The following is a 19,580-nucleotide window of genomic DNA, read 5'->3' as shown; positions in this document are numbered from 1 at the left end:
TTCGGCTTACGGTGCTTTTTTCGGGTGCGCGGCGAGAAAATCCACGATGGCGCAAAGCACCGCATCGCGCTGGTTGTAGAGCAGAAAATGCCCCCCTTCCAACAAGAGCAACTCGCTGCGGGGATAGGCCGCCGCCGTGGCCATGGCGTCCGATACGGGAATCACCCGATCGCCCTTGCCGTGGATGATGAGTGCCGGCAGATCCCGCGGCGCCGTGCATCGATAGCGCCGAAGCGCCCGGTAGATGTCCAGCGGATTTTTTTGCTTCAGCGCCTCTTCCAACAAGTGGAGATACGCCCGGGGGAGCTCGCCGTGAAAGAGATAGGTGCCGAGCATCTCCTCGATTCGCATCCGCTTCGCCTCTTGCCGCGGCAGATGGGCATACTTCTTCGCCTCGCCCCGAAGCCCCGGCAAGGTCACCCCGCCCACGCCGACGGCGGAAAGGAGCACCAGAGCGCTTACGCGTTCGCTCTGTTTGGCGAGTTCCATCGCCACGGCGCCGCCGAAGGACCAGCCCACCACCACGACATCCTCCAGTTCTTTTGCCGCGAGAAATTCCGCCATCATCGCCCCGTAGTCCTCCACGCGGCGCAGGCGGTGATTGTAGGTACTTTCGCCGAAGCCAGGCATATCGGGCACATAGACCGCCCCACATGCCGAAAGCGGCGCGGCGAGCGGTTCCATGGCACCCGACGAGGCGCGGTTTCCGTGGAGCAGAAGAATCGCCCTTCCCGTCCCCCGCCGACGATAGGCAAAGATCTCCCCGCCGGCGGCTTTATACTGATACATATTTCTCGTTCCTTCCTTTCTACGGCGACTTGTGCCCGCCGTCGCCCTTTTCTATAATAGCCATAAGGAGGTTAGCATGCGAACCATATCGACCAAAGTGCGCCTGCACGCCGACAACGAAGTCCAGGTCACCAACGCCTATCTCGCCCAGGCGGACACGGGATTTGCCCTCGTCGTCGACGTCATCAACAATACGTCCAAGACGATCGAGGCGATCAAGCTCGAAGTTATGTTTATCAACGCCTTCGACAAACTCATTTTCGACGAGACGGTCTTCCGCCACGACTACCCGGATCTCAAAATTCCGCCCAAGACCCTCTCCTATCTGCCCAACTGGATCCTCGACGAGCGCCATCACACCGCGCGGGGCGTGCGCATCCGCATCGCCGAAGTCCACTTCGACGACGCCACGAGAAAATACTACGACGGCAAGGACGAACACTACCAGACCGTGCCCATTATCCCCACCGAAAAGATGGAAAAGCTGCAAAATCTCTTCGGCCCCGACTTCTATACCTACGGCGGCCGCTACAACCCCTATTGGCGCTGTATCTGCGGCTTTACCAACGGCGAGGACGACGAAAACTGCCGGTTCTGCCACCGCTCCCGAGACTTTATCCTCTCCGCCATGACAGAGCGGCAGGTGAACAAAAAGCTCTATAAAATGTATATCTCCCGGGACCGCGACCTGGCACAGCGGGCGAGCGAAACCCTGCACACCATGCCCATACGCCCTTTGACAGAAATCGACACCGAGCGCGGTCTTTTAGCCGACGAAAAACCCGTTCCCAAGCGACGGCGGATTTTAGTCTTTCTCGCCATCGCTCTGGGCATCGTATTTTTCAGCTTTTTTTCCTTCCGCATCTACCACAAAATCCACATCAGTCGCAACTACAAGCGCGCCCAGGACTTAATTGCCATGGGGCGCTACGAGGAGGCGGAGAGCATTTACGCCACCCTGCCCCCCACCGTCGACAATGTGGATATGGCGCTCAAACACGAGGAGCTGGCGAGCCTCAAGACCTCCGAGGCGAATTATAAAAAAGGGCTCGAACTGAGTCGAGCCGGTGATTGGATTCCCGCGTATGCGTATTATATGAAGGTCGAACCCGCCGATCACCAAAACTACCTAAACGCCGAGGCGATGATGCAGACCATCACCCGGCGCATCGTGCGGGAAGCGGAGACCGACGCCGCCCAAGGCGACGAAGTGGCCGCGGAACAAAAACTGCGCGCCCTCCTCGCAAACGACCCCGAAAACCGAGACGTCCGCGAAGCGCTCGCCAACCTGTTTCCTACCAGCTAGGCTCTTCGGGGATCAACACCGCGCAGAGAATGTAGACCAATAGCCCGCTGCCGCCGCCTAAGGCGAACAGCACCCACAAAATCCGCACTAAATTCGAGTCGATGCCGAAGTACTCGGCAATGCCGCCGCAAACCCCTGCAAATACTCTGTCCGTCGTGCTTCTGGTTAATCTCTTTCCCATAGTATCCTCCCATTATATTCCGTTATTGTTTGAAACGATTCATATTGGCGTATATACCCAAAAGGACGGTGAGTTACGATGAAAATAGAAAAATATAAAATCGACCGAAAGTGCAATGCCCGTATGCGGGACTACGATCCCTCGGACAAGGCGGGCCTCAAAAGAGAAGAAGTCGAAAACGAATTGATGCCGAAAAACCTCGCGCGCATGGCAGAACTTCAGGGCGCGCTCTATGCGGAAAACCGCCGGGGCATCGTCGTCGTGTTGCAGGCCATGGACGCCGCAGGCAAAGACGGCCTGATCAAACACGTCTTCACCGCCTTAAACCCCCAGGGAACGCAGGTGACCCCCTTTAAACAACCCACCGAAGAGGAATTGGACCACGATTACCTCTGGCGCGTGGTGCAGGCACTTCCCCGCCGGGGCAATATCGGCATCTTTAATCGCTCTCACTATGAAGACGTTCTGGTGACCCGCGTGCATAATTTACTCGCGGTACAGCAGATCCCCCAAAATCTCGTCGACGACCACATTTGGGAGCGCCGGTTTGAGGAGATCCGCAACTTCGAAGCGTATCTTCACCACAACGGATTTCGCGTCGTCAAATTCTTCCTGCATATGTCGAAAGACGAGCAGAAAAAACGCCTGCTTTCGCGAATTGACCGGGAAGACAAGAACTGGAAGTTTACCAAATCCGACGTCAGCGAGAGAGAGTACTGGGGCGAATACCAAAAAGCGTATGAAGACCTCTTGAGCAATACCTCTACGGAAAACGCCCCGTGGTATGTGATTCCTGCGAATCATAAGTGGTTTAGCCGCTATTTGGTCTCGGAGATCTTCGTCCGCGTCCTCGAGGACATGGATCCCAAGTATCCGGAACTGCCGGCGGAAGAAAAGAGCCACCTCGCCCACTGGAGAGAGGTTTTGGAACAGGACAATTAGAAAGGTCGGATGATCTTGAAATTTTTCGACGATATGAAGAAAAAGATCGACAAGAAACTGGAAAAAATGGGACAGGATAACAAGAAAAACTTCGGCGAGGGCAAATTGGACTGCTGCGGTCTGAACCAAAAGAACCAGCCTTCCCCCAAAGGTTCCTCCAAATAAAATAAAGAGGCTCCGAAATCCTTCGGGGCCTCTTTTTCTGTGTCCGTCGATTTCGTTTACGCCTCTGAGAAAAACGCGTTGTCGATCAGGCGGGTGTTGCCGATATAGACCGCCATGGCGATAAAGCTGTCCTCGCCTACGGTCTCGTCTCGTTCAAAATGCGGAAAACGCAAGATCTCCACATAGTCGATCTTGGCAAAGGGTTCCTTTTCGATCTCCTCCACCACAATTTTTTTCAGCGCCTCCACATTGCGCTCGCCGGCTTTTTTCGCATCGAGCGCCATGCGGATGGAGCGGCTTAGCACCGTTGCGGCGTCCCGCTCTTCTGCCGAAAGATAGCTGTTGCGGCTGCTCTTCGCCAACCCGTCGGCCTCGCGGATGATGGGACAGGGCACGATCGTCGTGCCCAGATTCAGATCCGACACCATCGCCTCTACGATGGCGAGCTGCTGCACGTCCTTTTGGCCGAAGTACGCGCGGTCCGGGCGGATCAGCGAGAAGAACTTGGTGAGCACCGTCGCCACGCCCTGAAAGTGATCGGGCCGGGTGATGCCGCAGAGAATGCGGATCATCGACGCGGACGGCACCACACGAAAGCCGAAGTGTGCGGGATACATCTCCGATTCGTCGGGGTGAAAGAGATAGTCCACCCCCAGCGATTCGCAAAAGGCGGCGTCCGCCTCCAAATCCCGCGGGTAGGCCTCGTAATCTTCCCCCGGTCCGAACTGGATCGGGTTTACAAACACCGACACGACCACCGTATCGTTTTCGGCGCGGCATTTTTTGATCAGCGAACCGTGCCCTTCGTGCAGCGCACCCATCGTCGGCACCATGCCCAGGCTCTTGTCTGCGGAGACGCCGGCGGCGATGCGTTTCATTTCTTCCAGACTGCGTATAATTTCCATATTCCGTTAAATCCCTTTCAATAGATCTTCGTCCATGGCGAATTCGTGTTCCTTTGTGGGAAACTCGCCTGCCTTTACCGCCCGGTCATAGGCGGAAAATCCTTCCTTCATCGCCTCGCCCACCTGCGCAAAATGTTTGACGAACTTCGGCGTAAAATCGTCGTACATACCGAGCATATCCTGATACACCAACACCTGACCGTCGCAGTCCGCGCCCGCGCCGATCCCGATGGTGGGAATCGAGAGTATCTCGGTGATCTTCTTCGCCAAAGGCGCCGGTACGCATTCTAATACCACGGCAAAGGCGCCGGCTTCTTCCACCGCCTTGGCATCGGCGATCAACTTCTTTACCGTATCGTCGGTCTTGCCCTGTACCTTAAAGCCGCCCAAGGCGTTGATCGACTGCGGCGTAAGGCCGATATGGGCGCATACTGGGATCTTGGCGTCTACAATCGCGCGGATAATCTCCGCCACTTCGACGCCCCCTTCGAGCTTTACCGCATGGGCCATGCCCTCTTGAATCATGCGACCCGCATTCATCACACTGTCGCGGATTCCGGTGCTGTACGACAAAAAGGGCATATCGCAGACGATAAACAGCCGCTTCGCCCCTCGCGCCACGGCGGCACTGTGGTGAATCATATCGTCCACCGTAACGGGCAGCGTGTTTTCGTAACCCAGCATTGTCATCCCCAGGCTGTCGCCCACGAGAATCGAGTCGACGCCCGCTTCGTCCACCAGCTTTGCCGTGGTGTAGTCGTAGGCGGTGAGCATAGTCAGCTTTTCGCCCTTTTCCTTCGCTTCCTGAAATGTACTGACGGTAACTTTTTTCAACGGTCTTCTCCTTTCAACAATTTGCGCATTGGTTCGTAATCCCTTTCGGGATGCTTCGTTTCGGCGATTCGGGTGAGCATCTCACTCGCCGCGCGGTATAAGCGATCTGCAGAATCCGCGTCGTCGAGCACCGCGAGATGGCGGCGCACCGTAGATAGGTCGTTGCGCTCCACCGGTCCGGTGAGTGCCGCCGCGGGTCCCTTTTTCACGAGGTTTTCCATATTGTACGTGGCCAGCGGCGCAAGCGCCGTCATCGCCTCCTCTTCCGAAAACCCATAGGGCGCCAAGAGATCGGTCGCCATCTTTCCCAGCGCCACCGCGAGATTGCTCATCGCGGCCGTCGCCAAGTGATAGCCCGCCTTGTCCCGCGTTTCCATCACCTTATACGAAATGTCGCGGTCGTTGAGAGCGCGGCGAAATACCTCCACCGCCGCCGCATCGCCCTCTAACGTAAAAAACGCACTGCCCAAGTCGCGATGGCCTTCCTCCCGGCTCGAAATGGCGAGCACCGGGTGCAGAGAACAGGCGGATACGTCTTTGGTAGTACGATCGAAGAAAAGGGAAGAAGACAGACTGCCGGCGGTATGGCAGAAGATCTTCCCCGAAATATTAAATTGTAGGCACTGCCGCCACAACGCTTCCATCGCGTCATCCGGCGTGGCAAAGAGAATCACATCCGCATCGCGGATCAACTCCTCTAGGGACGCATATACCTTCGTATTCGTCCGCTGCGCCCCGTAACGGGCGCTTTTTTCGCTCCGGCTATAATAGCCCGAGACGCGCAGGGTGCCGGACGAGAACAGTCCGATCCCCAGACTGACGCCGACCTTGCCGGCGCCGATGATGCCGAGTTTTTTCATGGTTATCACCTCGTAGGAGTGCAATACTGAAGCTCTACATCGAAATATTTAAGTAATAGAAATAAGTGTATAGTTTCCTTCGAATACTACCACCTCTATTGTAGGGGGTTGTGATTTTTTTTACAACCCTCATTCTTATACAATTAGTATTCTACCAGTTAATTTAGGAAATTAGTTGACACCATTTTTAGTATCATGTATAATGTATAAAACATATCAGTGAGGAGTATTCTTAATGACTACATTTAATTTTGCTCGGTATAAGAATGCAGATAATAAATACAATATGCGTTGTCGATATGAAAGGAGGCTAATTATGAAAAAATTACTTTGCTAATACTTCTTGTCTTTTCGATTTTGTTCCCTGTTTCTTTTAGTCATGCACAAGAAACTAATGTTGATAAGGCATATTTGATTGGAGAAGAAGGAAAAATAATAGAACTATCTCCGATTGATGTTACCTTGCGTAATGCCAATAGGAAAACTATTCCCTTAATTTCTGAAGGTTCTCTATTAACCAAAGAATATATGTATGAAGTTACCCCACAGAATTTTGGCAATACGGGCACCCTACAAGATATAAAATGGGATTCTACTGGCGGTTTGAAGGCGTGGGTCAAAATTAGTTATGGATATTCGAATGGTGGCTACCTGCTAAAAAGCGTAGAAGCGAACTGGCGTAAAGAGGATTCTAGTTTCGTCCTTTCAAATGCCCAAATAACCGGCATCTGTAATGGTGTGAATTATTATAATGGTTCTCCTGTAACTAACCAAATAAAAACTTGGTATGTAAATCCGGTAAAAACGATTAAATATACGAATTTTACCACCCCTATAAATGGTAATGCTTCCGGGCTTATGGGAGGGAAATCCTCCATTCATATTCGTCGTGGATCGAGCTCGTGGGACTTAGTGTTACCAGTTAACGCATATCATAGTAATGGTTAAGGAATTCGCCAAAGCTCCCTTTATAAGATCATGAGAAAAGAGATGGATTATGAAAAAATGGAACAGCATCTTATTTCTACTCATATTATTTGCAATATCATGGATTGCGAACTTGATTGAGCCTAACTGGATAAATCTTTCTTACGAAGGTAAGGTTGTTTTTGCCGACGCGCAAGCTTATAGATGGTTAATACTTTTAGTTATGGGGATAATCTCATATCTTTTCATCGAAAGCATTCCTGAACGGTTTAGAGGCTTATTGGGTGGAATCTTTATTCTCATCATAATTACCATTTATATTCTAGCTAAACTTAATGTGCAGATGGCACTCCAATTGTTAATGAATCCACCCAAATATTTCCCACCAATACCATATATTGCAGGTTTCTTTGTAGTTGATTATTGGAATCGATGCCGTTCTAAGTCTGTATAATAAATAATATTGAATCCAATCTATCTATTGATTTAATATTTTTAAGCGGTTTATTATATTCCAAATAAACCGCTTTTTTAATGATGTAATCTTTTATCGAATCTAGGCTGAGTAAAGAATGTTAAGCTATGTTAAATTCTATGATATAATCGGGGCAAATCAATAAGGAGGATTGGACATTTATGAAAAAGAACAATTTATGGATGAAGCTCGCTTCTCTGACGCTGCTTTCCGTGCTGCTCTTAACCGCCTGTGGCCCCAAGGCAGACGATGCGAAGGCGAATACCGCAGCCAACGCAAACCAAGCGGAACAAACCGAAGAAGCCAAACCCGAGAAGGAAGCCGCAAAGACGGACGATGAATTTAAGGCACAGTTCACCTTTAACGGCTCGTCTACCCTGGCGCCGGTGATCTCGGCGATCTCCACCGACTTTATCGAAGAGTACGAAACCTGGGACAAGGTAAAATCCGATATGCCGAAGGACAACATCTCGATCTATGTTTCCGCCGGCGGATCGGGCGCGGGGGTCAAGTCCGTATTGGACGGCACCAGCGACTTCGGCATGATCGCCCGCGAATTGAAGGACGAAGAGCGGGACAAGCTAGAAGATCTCAAGGAATATAAGCTGGGGATCGACGCGCTTACGATTTCCGTAAACCCCGAAAACCCCATCGTCGAGCTGAAGAACAAGAATCTCACCAAGGACGAAATTGTAAAAATCTTCTCAGGCGAATACAAAAAATGGAGCGACATCGACGCTTCTCTTCCCGATACGGACATCGTCGTGGTAACCCGCGACCTTTCGGGCGGCGCCCACGAGGTGTTCCAAAAGAAGATTATGGGCGAAACCGAAGTCACCGAATCCGCCATTCAGGCTCCGTCGATGGGCGCATTGGTCACCAAGATCATCGAAAACCCCAACGCCATCGGCTACGCTTCCTATGGTATGGTGGGACAAAATGAGGGCAAGCTGATCCCCATGGACGTCGACGGCGTCTCGCCCACAGAAGCCAATATCTTGGACGAAAGCTATATCATTTCTCGCCCGCTGATCGCCATTCGATCCGGCGAGCCGACCGCATCCGAACAGGCCTTTATCGACTATCTGCAGTCCGATAAGGGAACGGAAACGATCAAAGAAATGGGGTTCGTACCGATTCCATAACCCCAACGGGCTCTCGGCACTGTCTGAGGGCCCCTTTTTTCAGGAGGTAAGCCGTGTCCACTACACCCAACGCCCCGAAAAACTACGCGACCCTTAAATCGATAAGCGCCGTCGTCGCCCTGCTCTCGGCGGCGGCGATGCTCTCTGTCATTATCTTTATCCTCAAAGAAAGCCTACCCTTTCTCACAGAAGAAGGCGCCTTTGCCCTCCTCGCCCCGGGCAAGTGGCGCCCTACGGGCAATACGCCGAGTTACAGCGTGTTCAATCTGATGCTCGCATCGCTCTATATCTTCGGCATCGCCATTGCCATCGCCCTTCCCGTCAGTTTGGGAACGGCGCTCTGTGTCCGCTTCTATCTGCCACAAAGGCTCCAGGCACCGGCGCTCCGCCTGATCGGCATTCTCGCCGGCATTCCGTCGGTGATTATGGGCTTTATCGGCCTTATGGTCGTGGTAAAGTGCATCGAGCGCGGCCTCCATCTTTCCGGCGGCGAAAGCATCCTCGCCGGCGGGTTGGTGGTCTCGGCGATGATCATTCCCTTTATCGTTAACGCCGTCGCCGATTCCGCCCGCATGGTGATCGAACGCCATCGCGCCGATTCCGAGGCGCTGGGCATCAGTACGGAATATTTTATCCGCGCCGTCGCCCTCCCCGCTTTGGGCCGCTCCATCGCCATCGGCACGATCCTCGCCTTCTCGCGGGTGATCGGCGAGACCATGGCGGTGATGATGGTGATCGGAAACGCGCCCATTTTTCCTACTTTGCTCGGAAAAGCCGAAACCATACCCGGGCTGATCGCCCTCGAGATGGGCATGGCGGAGGTGGGCAGCACCCATTACAGCGCCCTGTTCGCATCGGGGCTGGTGCTCCTTATCGCCATCGGCGCCGTCAATCTCCTCGTAGAGCACATACGAAAGCGAAGTGTTTCCCATGAAATGTAAAGACGCCATCACAAAAGCGCTTATCTTCTTTGCCTTTTTTCTCACCTGCGCCGCGGTACTCTTTGTCGTCGGCTTTATCGCCGCAAAGGGTATCGCCGTGGTGGATTGGGAATTTCTGACCGCGGGACCTGCGGGCATCCCCCAAGGCACCGAAGGGGGCGTCTTTCCCGCCATTATGGGAAGCCTGTTCTCGATGCTGCTCGCCCTATCGATCTCGGCGATTTTCGCCGTACTTACGGCGATCTATATGGCGTTCTTTTCTCAAAAATCCTGGCTAAAGGGCGCCATCCGCTTCATCACCAAAAATATCGCGGGCCTGCCCTCGATCCTCTTCGGCCTCTTCGGCTACGGCGTATTTATCGTCTTTTTCGGCATACAGCGCTCGCTGTTAAGCGTAAGCCTCACCCTCGCCACCATGGCGTTTCCCTATATCGAAATCCACACCGAAAAGATCTTCGAAGAGATCGACCCGCGAATCGCCGCCGATTCCGAGGGGTTGGGGATCGCGAAAGAATACACCGTCTTTCGGCTTCTGCTCCCCATGGCGCTACCGGACATCCTCTCCGCGGTACTCGTCGCCGGCGCCTATGTGATGGGCGCCACCGCACCGGTAATTTTGACGGGCGCGGTGCTCGTCGCCAAGACGCCGAAGCATCTGACCGATCCGATTATGACCCTTCCCTTTCACCTGCATATGCTCCTTACCCAAGGCATTTCTACCGAAAACGCCTATGGCACCGCCTTTGTGCTCATCCTTCTGCTCGTCCTCGTAAATTATCTGTCCTATCTGCTCGTCGGAAAGTGGGGAAAACATCGTGCTGGAAATTAAACATCTCACCGCAGCGTATGGCGACCGCATCGTCTTTGAAGACCGCAACCTCGTCATCGCAAACAACGAAATCGTCTCTCTCGTCGGCCCCTCCGGGGGCGGCAAGTCCACCTTCTTAAACTGCATCAATCGCTTTATCCTCGACAAAGGCGGAAGTTTTCGCGGCGAAATCCGCCTCAACGGCGTCGATACCGCCACCTTCTCCGACGGCGAATTGCGAAAGCGCATCTGCACCGTCTTTCAAGACGCCCGCCCCTTTCCCTTGAGCATCGAAAAAAACATCCACTATGTCCTCGACTACTACGGCGCGCCCGATCGCGCGGAAAAAACTGAAGAACTGCTGCGCCGCGTGGGGCTATTCGACGAGGTCAAAGACAAGCTCCGGCTCCCCGCCGCCTCCCTTTCCGGCGGGCAAAAACAGCGCCTCTGTATCGCCCGCGCCCTCGCCACGGCGCCCGATGTGCTCTTGTTGGACGAACCCTCGGCCTCTTTGGATCCCGCCAATACCCGCATTATCGAGGAACTGATCCAAGACCTCTCCGCTCGCCACAGCATTCTCTTTGTCACCCACAATCTCGAACAGGCGGCGCGCATCGCTCATCGCACCGTCGCCATCGGGGATTAAAAGAGATCGCTCTGTAATGCTATACTATCTATAATTGGTACCAACCCGTTTCATTTCTATATGCGAAAGGAGCCCGATATGCTGAAACGTTTTTCCCTTCCCACCGAATCCGAAGAGATGATAGACATCACGCGCAAAGTCGCAGATTGCGTCGATGAGAGCGGCTGCCGAGAGGGATATTGCCTCGTCTTCTGTCCCCATACCACCGCTGCGATCACCATCAACGAAAATACCGATCCCGATGTGCAGCGGGATATCTTGACCGGTCTGGCGAGATATCTGCCCCATCAAGCGGATTTCCTGCATGGAGAGGGCAATTCCTGTGCCCATATTAAATCGAGCCTGGTGGGCGCCTCGGAACTCGTAATGATTACAGAAGGGCGGCTTTTGCTCGGCACCTGGCAGGGCATCTACTTTTGCGAATTCGACGGCCCGCGCACCCGCACATTCTATGTAAAGGTCGTGGCCGGCTAAGGCGCTACCGCTTTCTGTTTTACGCGCCGTTTCTTCGAGAACCGGGTTTTTCTAAAAAATTTGCACACAAAAAAAGACCGCAATCGCGGTCTTTTTTATTTACGCAAAATCTTTCAGCCAGTCGGCGAGCACTTCGAAATAGCGCGCCTCTTCCTCCACAAATGCCATATGGCGGGAGTAGGGGAACAGTTCCCAACGGGAGCCTTCGATCTCGTCGTGCATACTCTTGGAGATATAGGGACTGGAGAGGTCCATCTGCCCGCTGGTGATGAGCACCGGGGCGTCGATCTCGTGGAGCCGTCCCCGGTAATCGTAGCCCGAGAGCGTGCCGGTGGGGCTGAACTCATTGGCGCCCCAGCCGGTGATATACACCTCGCCGCTGTTTTTCTTTTCGCGTTTGAGGTATTCGGGGGCATTGTCCGTCACCGTGGGCCCGCAGAAGAGGTCCATAAAGCGGTCCAGTGCGTCGAGATAGGCGGGATCGTCGTAGTTTCCCGTCTTTTCGGCGGTATGAAACACCGACAGATCCTCCGGCGCCATATAGTGCTCGATGCGCCGGTACTGTTCCTGCTTCCAAACCTCCGCGGCGTGCAGGGTCGAGGCGAGGGCGACCGAGAGTACGCCCGCGGGCTTTCTCTCGATCATATAGCTGATGGCGAGCATACCGCCCCAGGACTGCCCCAAGAGGTGCACTTTGTCCAGCGAGAGGTGTTCCCTGAGGGCGTCGAGCTCGTCCATCCACACCTCGGCGGTATAGAGTTCCGTATGCCCTGGCGTGGCGGATTCGCCGCAACCGATCTGGTCGTACATCACAATGGGCCGGTCCAGTGTCTCGGCGATTTTGTCGAATCCCTCGAAATAGTTGTGGGTCGAGCCCGGTCCCCCGTGCAGCAGCACCAAGGGCGCTTTTTTGCCCGCGGGATTCGCGATGCGGTAATAGGTTTCGAAACCCCGAAAGGGCATGCGGCCTTCGCGCACAGAAACCATATTACGCCTCCTCGTCGACGACGATAAGGTCTTTCGTGACATGGTTTAAGACCTCGCAGCCGTCCTCGGTGACGATCACCAAGTCCTCGATCCGTACGCCGATCCCCTCGTCCAGGAGATAGATCCCCGGCTCTACCGAAAAGACTTGGCCCGGGCGAATGATCTCTTCGTTCACCGAAGACACATCGCCGTATTCGTGGTCTTCCAATCCGATGGAATGGCCGGTGCGGTGGGTAAAGTACTTGCCGTACCCCTTCTCTTCGATATAGTTGCGGCAGGCGAGGTCCACATCGCACATGCGGTTGCCGGGCTTAGCAGCGGCGATGCCCCGAAGATTCGCTTCTTTTACGATCTCGTAGACTTCGCGCGCCTTATCGGACACTTCGCCGATAAAGACCGTGCGGGTCATATCCGAGGCGTAGTTCTTGTAAAAGCCGCCGATATCCAGCACCACGCTGTCGCCGCGCTTTCCCTTGGAATCGTCGGTGACGTGGTGGGGATCGGCACCGCCCCTGCCATAGGCGGTGATCGGGTCAAAGGACATTTCGGTGACGCCGTGTTCAGCAAAGAGTTCGCGGGTCTTGGCGTCGAGTTCCTTTTCGGTTAGGCCCTTCACCACCCAGGGAATCAGCTCTTCCATCACCGCATCGCAAATGCGGGAGGATTCGCGCATGATTTCCTTTTCTTCCTCGTCTTTGATCTGGCGAATCTTATCCACCAGAAGGGAGGCGTTTTTGTACTTGCGATCCGGAAAGATCTCCTGCAAGCGGAGCAAGAAGTGGGCAGGCCAGTTCTTGTCCACGCCGATCACTTCTCCGTCTTTCATATGTTCGGAAAGGACAGCGACCCCGTCTTCGATGTCGTTATACCACACGAGTTCCACGCCCACGTCCCCGTCTTGGGGGAAGAGCTCGTTGATGACGAGCTTCGCGGTGCCGTCCTCGTGGATATAGAGGGCGAGCATCCTTTCGCCGGGGTGGATCCAACGATCCAGCAGATAGAAGATGGCCACCGGGTCGGAGATGATGATTTGGGAATATCCCGCCTCTTTCATGCTCGCGACGACCCGTTCGATTCGTTCCTTATGCATACTGATGCTCCTTTCCTGAAAATGCGATTATTCGTCTTCCTTGACCAGCTTGTTCAGTCGGCCGCTCAGCATATAGAGGATAATGCCCCCCACAATGGCGATGGCGGCAATGATAAAGTAGGTCGGTGCGAAGGGGAACTGTAACGTAAACTCATACAGATCGCCGTAGGTCTTGGCGGAGATAAAGATCGCCAGGGTCCAAACGCTCATCATGACCGAGAGGAGGCGTGGCGGCGCGAACTTGGAGATAAAGGAGTTCCCCAAGGGAGAGAATACCATTTCGCCCAAAGCGAGGACGATGCCGAAGGCGATAATCCAACCCAAGTTGGCGAGACCGTCGCCTCTGGCGATATCGGCCACCGCAAAAATAATATAGGCGAGGCCCAAGAGCAAAAGACCGAAAGAGGTCTTTTGGAACATATTGAAGTCGCCCCGGGGACTTCTGGCACGGCGCGCCCAGAAGGCGCCGAGAATCGGTCCGAAGGTAATGCAGCAGAGGGCGTTAAGGGAGTCGAACCAAGCGGTGGGCACTTCATAGCCGAAAATGACCCAGTTTGCCGCCGGGTTGTCCCCGCTCCAGTGGAAGTACACGGGCATATAGGCCAGGTACCAGAACAGCCAGAACAGCGTCGAGAACGCCGATACCAAAATGATCGCAGCCACTCTCTTCTTTTCCATTTCCGTCAAGGGCTTTTTCACCGTAGCGGCCGCTTCTTTTTGCTCCGCCACGCTCTCGCGTTCGTCGACCTTAAAGGGTCGCTTGCCCGCATCGCCCAAATAACGCCATCCGAAGATAAACCAGATGGTATTGACAAACATCATAATGGCACAGACCAAGAAGCAAAAGGAGTAGCCCTTGCTCAGCGCCAAGACGCCGATGATCGTGGTCCCGATAAACGAGCCAATATTAACAAAAGAATATTGCGTCGAAAATGCCGTATCGAGGATCTTCGGATCGTCGAAGAGTCGACCGGTCAAGGCATTCGCCTGCGGCTTAAATAGCCCCGTACCGATGGAGACCACCGCAATCATTATATTGATCATCAATGCGGAATCCGCCTGCCATCCGATCAGATAGCCGACGCCCATTAAAAACATTCCCACCGGTATTAAGTACCGTGCGCCGATCCATCGGTCGGAGATATAGGCACCGAACAGCGGTGCGATATAGGTCATGGCGACGAGGTTTGCACTCATCTTCGCCGCATCGGCATCGGTCAATCCCAAACCGCCGTTCACTACGGCGGCGGCTACCATTACGGTCATCAGCCACTTCGCGGAATAAAAAGCAAACCGCTCCATGGAGAAGCCCAGGGACACGACATAAAAGCCGAAGGGCATTTTTACTTTCGTGTTCATTTCTTCCTCCTAAATTTCTTTGGTGTATTCTTTCAACCATTCCCGCTCGTCCTCGTCGAGGTGGGGCGAGATCGTGTCGAAAACCCGTTGATTGTACGCGTTAAGATACGCGATTTCGTCGGCATCCAGCATAGAGACATCCACCGCATCCATGTCGAAGGGCACCAGCGTGATGGGTTCGAAGTACATAAATTGTCCGTACTCGTTCGCCTCGGTCTCTTTGACTACGATGCAGTTTTCCGTGCGAATGCCGTGCTTTCCGGCAATATAAATGCCCGGTTCAATGGTGATAATCATGCCCGGCTCGATTTGATGGTGTTCGCCTTTTGCCGGATTGATCTTGTAGCGGAATCCCGTGGGACCCTCGTGAATATTCAGCAGTTGCCCGATTCCGTGGCCCGTGCCGTGGTCGAAGTTCAGGTGGTTTTCCCAGAAGGGCTTGCGCGCTAGCACGTCGAGGGCATAGCCGTGCGTGCCGTAGGGGAACACCGCCCGCGCCAGGCCGATATGGCTCTTTAAGACGAGCGTAAAGTGGAAGATCTCCTCTTCGGTCAGCTCGCCCAGTGCCAGAGTACGGGTAATGTCCGTCGAGCCTTCGCGGAAGTTCGCGCCCGTGTCGGACAAATACAGTCCCTTCGGCTCGAGCGTCTTGTCGCTTTCGCTGTCGGCTTCGTAGTGTACGATGGCGCCGTGTTCCGCATAGCCGCTGATGGGGGCAAACGACGGCCACATATAGCCATCCTGTTCCTTGCGAAACGCCTCGAGTTTGTCGGAGGCGTCGATTTCGGTGATCGTCTCTTTGCCGATGCGGTGTTTGATCCAGTACATAAACTTGGTCCACGCCACGCCGTCTTTTACGTGGGCGATCGCCATATTCTCGAGCTCGACGTCGTTTTTCATCGCCTTCATCAAAATCGTCGGGTTCGCCGATTCGATCACCGCATTGTCTGCGGGGATGTTTTCGTAGAGGGCGTAGTTCATCTTGGACGGATCCAAGAGAATCGAGCGATCGTAAAGATTCTCTACAAAGGCGTACACGTCGTTATAGGGTAAGATTTCGACGTCTATCCCTTCCCAAGACGCGTAAATTTTGTCGTTGAGCTTCGCCGCATCCACAAAGAGCACGACGCGCTCCGCCTCCACCACGCAATAGCTGAGGACCAAGGGCGAGTACAATACGTCGTCGCCGCGCATATTCAGCAGCCAGCAAATATCGTCGAGAGACGCGAGAATATGCGTATCCGCGTCCTTTTCGTCTATCGCCTTGCGTACGCGGCCTACCTTGCTCGCCGCCGATTCGCCGGTGATCTCTACGGGAAGAGAAAAGGCTTTCTTTTCGGAAAAAGCCGGGCGATCTTCCCACAGCTCGTCGATTAAGTCCATATTGTAGACGATCGAGGCCGCCTTCGATTCTGCGATCTTTTCGTAGTCCGCGCCGTCTGCGACCGAAATCACGCGGCCGTCAAAGCCCAGCGTGCCCCCTTCGGGAAGCGCCGCTTTGACATACGAAAGGACCGTCGGTACATCGGGCTGGCCCATCTTTTGCAGCACAATGCCCGTGTCCTTCAACTGTTCTTCCGCCTGCAGAAAATATCTGCCGTCGGTCCACAGGCATACTTCCTCGGCGGTGGCAACCACCGTGCCGGCGCTGCCGGTAAAGCCCGAAAGCCATGCCCGCGCCTTAAAGTACTCGCCTACGTATTCGCTTTGGTGAAAATCTTCGGAAGGTACTATGTAAACGTCTATATCTCTTTCTTTCATCAGAGAAAGCAAACGATCTACTCTTTGTCGCACCAATTTTCTCCTTTCTCCTGCTAAACTATATTCACAGTGCATATTATATAGTTAAGATAAATCAATGTAAATACTAAGTCAGCAAATTAAAGAAACCCCATTCCGCAATTTTTCCCGCGGGCAAGCCTTGATTCTATGCACTTTTACAATTTACTGCATTAAAATATGAAAAGCCGAATGACCGGCTTTTCATATAGTTTCCTTATGCAGTTGTATTTACCGCTGGTGGGGCCAAACCAACTCGTTTTCGCCCAAGAGCAGGCAAAAAATCGCCGCCGTGTAGTGATAGGGGGCAAAAAACTTCGCCGGATCGAAGAAAAAGTAGATCCCGAAGAGCGTGCACACCGCCGAAGACGACAGCGTCACTTTATCGAACCCCCGCTTCACATACAACAGGCCCGTGACAAAGAGCAGGAAGATAAAGCCGCCGACAAATGCCTTTTCGTAGGCGTATTCCATAAAGAGCATATGTCGCTCCATCCCCATCTTCGTCTCGCTAAAATAGAGAATCCCCAGCATCAAAATGCCGAGGATCCCCGTTACAATGCGCTTATTCCGCTGCGGCTTTGTCATTCGAAAGTTCTCCCACCGTGGTGTAGACCACGTCGTCGGACTTGGGATCGCCTACTTGCACTTCGAGTTCGTCGTGCATTTGCCATTCGTTCCAACCGCCGTCGAACAAGGTCGCATCGACGCCGTTTTCATACGCCATCAGCCAGGGCAGGCACGCTCTCCAACCCGTACCGCAATAGAAGGAAAGGTCATTTTCGGGTCCGAATCCCTGTTCCTTCCACATGGCCACGATCTCGTCCCAGGGCTTGTGGGTATTGTCTTCGTTTACGTAGTAGTCCATGCCGCTATTGCCTTCGCCGGACTTGCCCCATACCGCGCCCTTGGGTTCGCCCGCCTTGGGGATGTAGGTGTAGCCGGAGGTCTTGCCGATCCATTCCTTTTCGGAACGGATGGAAACCAGCTTAAAGTTGTCGTCCTTCAGCTTTTCCTGCACTTCTTCGAGGGAGAGTACATATTCCGGATGCGCCGGTATCTTCGTACCGAATTCCTTGGCCGCTTCAGGCTTGACTTCATCGGTTTCGGTTTCAAAACCGGCGGCTTCCCAAGTAGCGATATTGCCGTCGAGCACCTTCACATCTTCCACCCCGCCATAGAGCAAGGTAAAGGCCACGCGGTCGCGACCCGTATCTTCCCCGTAGACCACCACGGGCGTGTCTTTCGTAATGCCGTGTTCCAAAAACGCCTTTTCCAGCTCGTCGGCGGCACGCAGATTCCATACCGGACCTTCTTCGATCGAATCGGTATTCATATGGATTGCGCCGGGAATGTGCTTCTTCCCGTACATACCGTCCTTGCCTTCGCCCCAGGCGGCTTCTACGATGACGAGATCCTTCTCGTTCTTTTGCAGATCCGCCAGTTCCTTGGCGTCGATAAACACCTTGCGATCCGCCGCTGCCGTCGTCTCATCGGCTGCTTCGGCATCCTCTGCCTTCTTATCTTCCGTCGCGGTATTTTCTGCCGCGGCATTCGTGGCATTGGCGCCGTTCTTGCCGTTTTCCGCCGGCGCGTTTTGTCCGCCACCGCAGGCCGTAAGTACCAACAATAGGCACATGCTCAACACGAGCGAAATTCTTTTCATAAATATACCCCCTTGTATATGAATATATATCGATAGTACCACAGAACCCATCGGTACGTATCGATATAGGAAAATTAAATGCGGTTTTTGTTTGTGAGGTTTTCTCTATTGGGTGATAAGACACGCAGTTGGCGCCGTGCAATCCTTCGATTCGCGCCGCCCCCATTGTCATTCTAAGCGAGGAACTTTAGTTCCGAGTCGAAGAATCTCTTTCCCTACATAGGGTACACAACAAAGCCATCCCCGAAACGCACGACGTACCCTCTCTTTCGGAACTCAACGCACGCAATAGGCTCTGTGCAATCCGTCAACCCGCAATAGCTTAGGGAGATCCTTCGACTTCGCTGCGCTCCGCTCAGGATGACAAGTAGTTTTTCGCGACCCACCCCCCATTGTCATTCTGAGCGAGGAACTTTAGTTCCGAGTCGAAGAATCTCGTTCCCTACATGGCCCATGCAACGAAGTCATTCCCGAAACGCACGACGTACTCTCTCTTTCGGAACTCAACGCACGCAATAGACACCGCTCAGGATGACAAGTGGTTTTTCGCGACCCACCCCTTATTGTCATCTTGAGCAAGGGGCGAAGCCCCGCGTCGAAAGATCTCTTTTCCTACATAGGGTACACGACAAAGCCATCCCCGAAACGCAAGACCCGCCCTCTCTTTCGGGCAACACTACACGCAGTAGGCTCTGTGCAATCCGTCAACCCGCAATAGCTTAGGGAGATCCTTCGACTTCGCTGCGCTCCGCTCAGGATGACAAGTAGTTTTTCGCGCCCCACCCCCCATTGTCATTCTGAGCGAGGAACTTTAGTTCCGAGTCGAAGAATCTCGTTCCCTACATGGCCCATGCAACGAAGTCATTCCCGAAACGCACGACGTACTCTCTCTTTCGGAACTCAACGCACGCAATAGACACCGCTCAGGATGACAAGTGGTTTTTCGCGACCCTCCCCTTATTGTCATCTTGAGCAAGGGGCGAAGCCCCGCGTCGAAAGATCTCTTTTCCTACATAGGGTACACGACAAAGCCATCCCCGAAACGCACGACGTACCCTATGTTTCGGAACACACTACACGCAGTAGGCTCTGTGCAATCTGTCGACCCGCAATAGCCCACGGAGATCCATTCATGACCTAACAGAAATCTTCGATTTCGTCGTAGGTCAGATGCCGCGCAGTCCAAATCTTTGATTTGGCTAACGGAGCGGCCGACTCCGCTTCGCTCCGCTCAGGATGACAAGTGTTTTTCGCGTTACATCCCCACAAAAAAAGACGCGACCGATGTCGCGCCCTTCTCT

General features: G+C 53.7%; 21 protein-coding genes. 10 read left to right on the top strand and 11 right to left on the bottom strand.

All coding sequences use genetic code 11. The features are described 5' to 3' along the window. Positions 1 to 6: 6 nt before the first annotated feature. Positions 7 to 789, bottom strand: coding sequence for an alpha/beta fold hydrolase (locus tag QO008_RS01935; protein WP_307383869.1), 783 nt, complete (start codon positions 787 to 789; stop codon positions 7 to 9). A 76-nt stretch (positions 790 to 865) separates the two neighbouring features. On the opposite strand from QO008_RS01935, the gene QO008_RS01930 reads away from it, so the two are divergent. Next, positions 866 to 2,095, top strand: a complete 1,230-nt coding sequence (locus tag QO008_RS01930; protein WP_307383865.1) for a tetratricopeptide repeat protein — start codon at positions 866 to 868, stop codon at positions 2,093 to 2,095. Here QO008_RS01930 and QO008_RS01925 read toward each other — a convergent pair. Next, a complete protein-coding gene (locus tag QO008_RS01925) occupies positions 2,085 to 2,276 on the bottom strand; it encodes a PspC domain-containing protein (RefSeq protein WP_126464764.1) in 192 nt (63 codons plus the stop codon). The genes QO008_RS01930 and QO008_RS01925 overlap by 11 nt on opposite strands. Positions 2,277 to 2,354: 78 nt before the next feature. Between QO008_RS01925 and QO008_RS01920 the strand changes: the two genes are divergently transcribed. Both QO008_RS01920 and QO008_RS01915 read left to right on the top strand, forming a co-directional pair. Beyond that, complete coding sequence (locus QO008_RS01920) at positions 2,355 to 3,218, top strand: polyphosphate kinase 2 family protein (RefSeq protein ID WP_307383863.1); 864 nt, start codon at positions 2,355 to 2,357, stop codon at positions 3,216 to 3,218. A gap of 9 nt (positions 3,219 to 3,227) precedes the next feature. Then, positions 3,228 to 3,383: an LDCC motif putative metal-binding protein gene (locus QO008_RS01915; RefSeq protein WP_164715144.1), complete on the top strand. Its 156-nt coding sequence runs from the start codon at positions 3,228 to 3,230 to the stop codon at positions 3,381 to 3,383. 56 nt (positions 3,384 to 3,439) lie between these two features. Here the strand turns inward: QO008_RS01915 and panC are convergent, their stop codons facing one another. From panC to QO008_RS01900, 3 genes are read right to left on the bottom strand one after another with little or no spacing between them, the layout of a single operon-like run. Further along, the gene (gene panC, locus QO008_RS01910; protein WP_126464762.1) at positions 3,440 to 4,288 is read right to left on the bottom strand and encodes a pantoate--beta-alanine ligase; all 849 of its coding nucleotides are present in this window, start codon (positions 4,286 to 4,288) and stop codon (positions 3,440 to 3,442) included. 6 nt (positions 4,289 to 4,294) lie between these two features. Further along, positions 4,295 to 5,122: a 3-methyl-2-oxobutanoate hydroxymethyltransferase gene (gene panB / locus QO008_RS01905; protein ID WP_126464761.1), complete on the bottom strand. Its 828-nt coding sequence runs from the start codon at positions 5,120 to 5,122 to the stop codon at positions 4,295 to 4,297. Next, entirely contained in the window at positions 5,119 to 5,982 is an 864-nt protein-coding gene (locus QO008_RS01900) for a Rossmann-like and DUF2520 domain-containing protein (RefSeq protein ID WP_307383860.1), read from the bottom strand. The genes panB and QO008_RS01900 overlap by 4 nt, the downstream gene beginning before the upstream one ends. 411 nt (positions 5,983 to 6,393) lie before the next feature. On the opposite strand from QO008_RS01900, the gene QO008_RS01895 reads away from it, so the two are divergent. From QO008_RS01895 to QO008_RS01865, 7 genes are all read left to right on the top strand, one after another. Continuing rightward, complete coding sequence (locus QO008_RS01895; protein ID WP_307383857.1) at positions 6,394 to 6,930, top strand: hypothetical protein; 537 nt, start codon at positions 6,394 to 6,396, stop codon at positions 6,928 to 6,930. 49 nt (positions 6,931 to 6,979) lie between these two features. Then, entirely contained in the window at positions 6,980 to 7,363 is a 384-nt protein-coding gene (locus QO008_RS01890) for a hypothetical protein (protein ID WP_307383854.1), read from the top strand. 182 nt (positions 7,364 to 7,545) lie between these two features. After that, complete coding sequence (locus QO008_RS01885; RefSeq protein WP_307383849.1) at positions 7,546 to 8,529, top strand: phosphate ABC transporter substrate-binding protein; 984 nt, start codon at positions 7,546 to 7,548, stop codon at positions 8,527 to 8,529. Between the two features lie 53 nt (positions 8,530 to 8,582). Then, positions 8,583 to 9,470, top strand: coding sequence for a PstC family ABC transporter permease (locus tag QO008_RS01880; protein WP_307383847.1), 888 nt, complete (start codon positions 8,583 to 8,585; stop codon positions 9,468 to 9,470). After that, positions 9,460 to 10,299 (top strand): PstA family ABC transporter permease, encoded by an 840-nt coding sequence (locus QO008_RS01875; protein ID WP_307383844.1) that lies wholly within the window; start codon positions 9,460 to 9,462, stop codon positions 10,297 to 10,299. Before QO008_RS01880 ends, QO008_RS01875 begins: the two co-directional genes overlap by 11 nt. Beyond that, on the top strand, positions 10,286 to 10,924 hold the full coding sequence (locus QO008_RS01870) for a phosphate ABC transporter ATP-binding protein (protein ID WP_307383841.1): 639 nt from the start codon (positions 10,286 to 10,288) through the stop codon (positions 10,922 to 10,924). Before QO008_RS01875 ends, QO008_RS01870 begins: the two co-directional genes overlap by 14 nt. 78 nt (positions 10,925 to 11,002) lie before the next feature. Continuing rightward, positions 11,003 to 11,398 carry a secondary thiamine-phosphate synthase enzyme YjbQ gene (locus QO008_RS01865; RefSeq protein ID WP_307383838.1) on the top strand — a complete coding sequence of 132 codons (396 nt, stop codon included), beginning with the start codon at positions 11,003 to 11,005 and terminating at the stop codon, positions 11,396 to 11,398. Between the two features lie 99 nt (positions 11,399 to 11,497). Here the strand turns inward: QO008_RS01865 and pepI are convergent, their stop codons facing one another. From pepI to QO008_RS01835, 6 genes are all read right to left on the bottom strand, one after another. Continuing rightward, positions 11,498 to 12,385 carry a proline iminopeptidase gene (gene pepI / locus QO008_RS01860; protein WP_126464753.1) on the bottom strand — a complete coding sequence of 296 codons (888 nt, stop codon included), beginning with the start codon at positions 12,383 to 12,385 and terminating at the stop codon, positions 11,498 to 11,500. A gap of 1 nt (position 12,386) precedes the next feature. Beyond that, the gene (locus tag QO008_RS01855) at positions 12,387 to 13,475 is read right to left on the bottom strand and encodes a M24 family metallopeptidase (RefSeq protein ID WP_307383833.1); all 1,089 of its coding nucleotides are present in this window, start codon (positions 13,473 to 13,475) and stop codon (positions 12,387 to 12,389) included. 27 nt (positions 13,476 to 13,502) lie between these two features. Continuing rightward, entirely contained in the window at positions 13,503 to 14,834 is a 1,332-nt protein-coding gene (locus QO008_RS01850; RefSeq protein ID WP_307383829.1) for a peptide MFS transporter, read from the bottom strand. Positions 14,835 to 14,843: 9 nt separating this feature from the next. Next, positions 14,844 to 16,628 (bottom strand): aminopeptidase P family protein, encoded by a 1,785-nt coding sequence (locus QO008_RS01845; protein WP_307383827.1) that lies wholly within the window; start codon positions 16,626 to 16,628, stop codon positions 14,844 to 14,846. A 216-nt stretch (positions 16,629 to 16,844) separates the two neighbouring features. Continuing rightward, positions 16,845 to 17,201: a hypothetical protein gene (locus QO008_RS01840; protein WP_307383825.1), complete on the bottom strand. Its 357-nt coding sequence runs from the start codon at positions 17,199 to 17,201 to the stop codon at positions 16,845 to 16,847. After that, positions 17,179 to 18,279: a sulfurtransferase gene (locus tag QO008_RS01835; RefSeq protein ID WP_307383822.1), complete on the bottom strand. Its 1,101-nt coding sequence runs from the start codon at positions 18,277 to 18,279 to the stop codon at positions 17,179 to 17,181. Before QO008_RS01835 ends, QO008_RS01840 begins: the two co-directional genes overlap by 23 nt. Positions 18,280 to 19,580 lie beyond the last annotated feature (1,301 nt).

Source organism: Aedoeadaptatus ivorii, from assembly GCF_030815095.1.
Lineage (GTDB): Bacteria > Bacillota > Clostridia > Tissierellales > Peptoniphilaceae > Aedoeadaptatus > Aedoeadaptatus ivorii.
The sequence above is the reverse complement of the archived record's forward strand: the minus strand, read 5'-3'. Positions and strand labels throughout refer to the sequence as shown.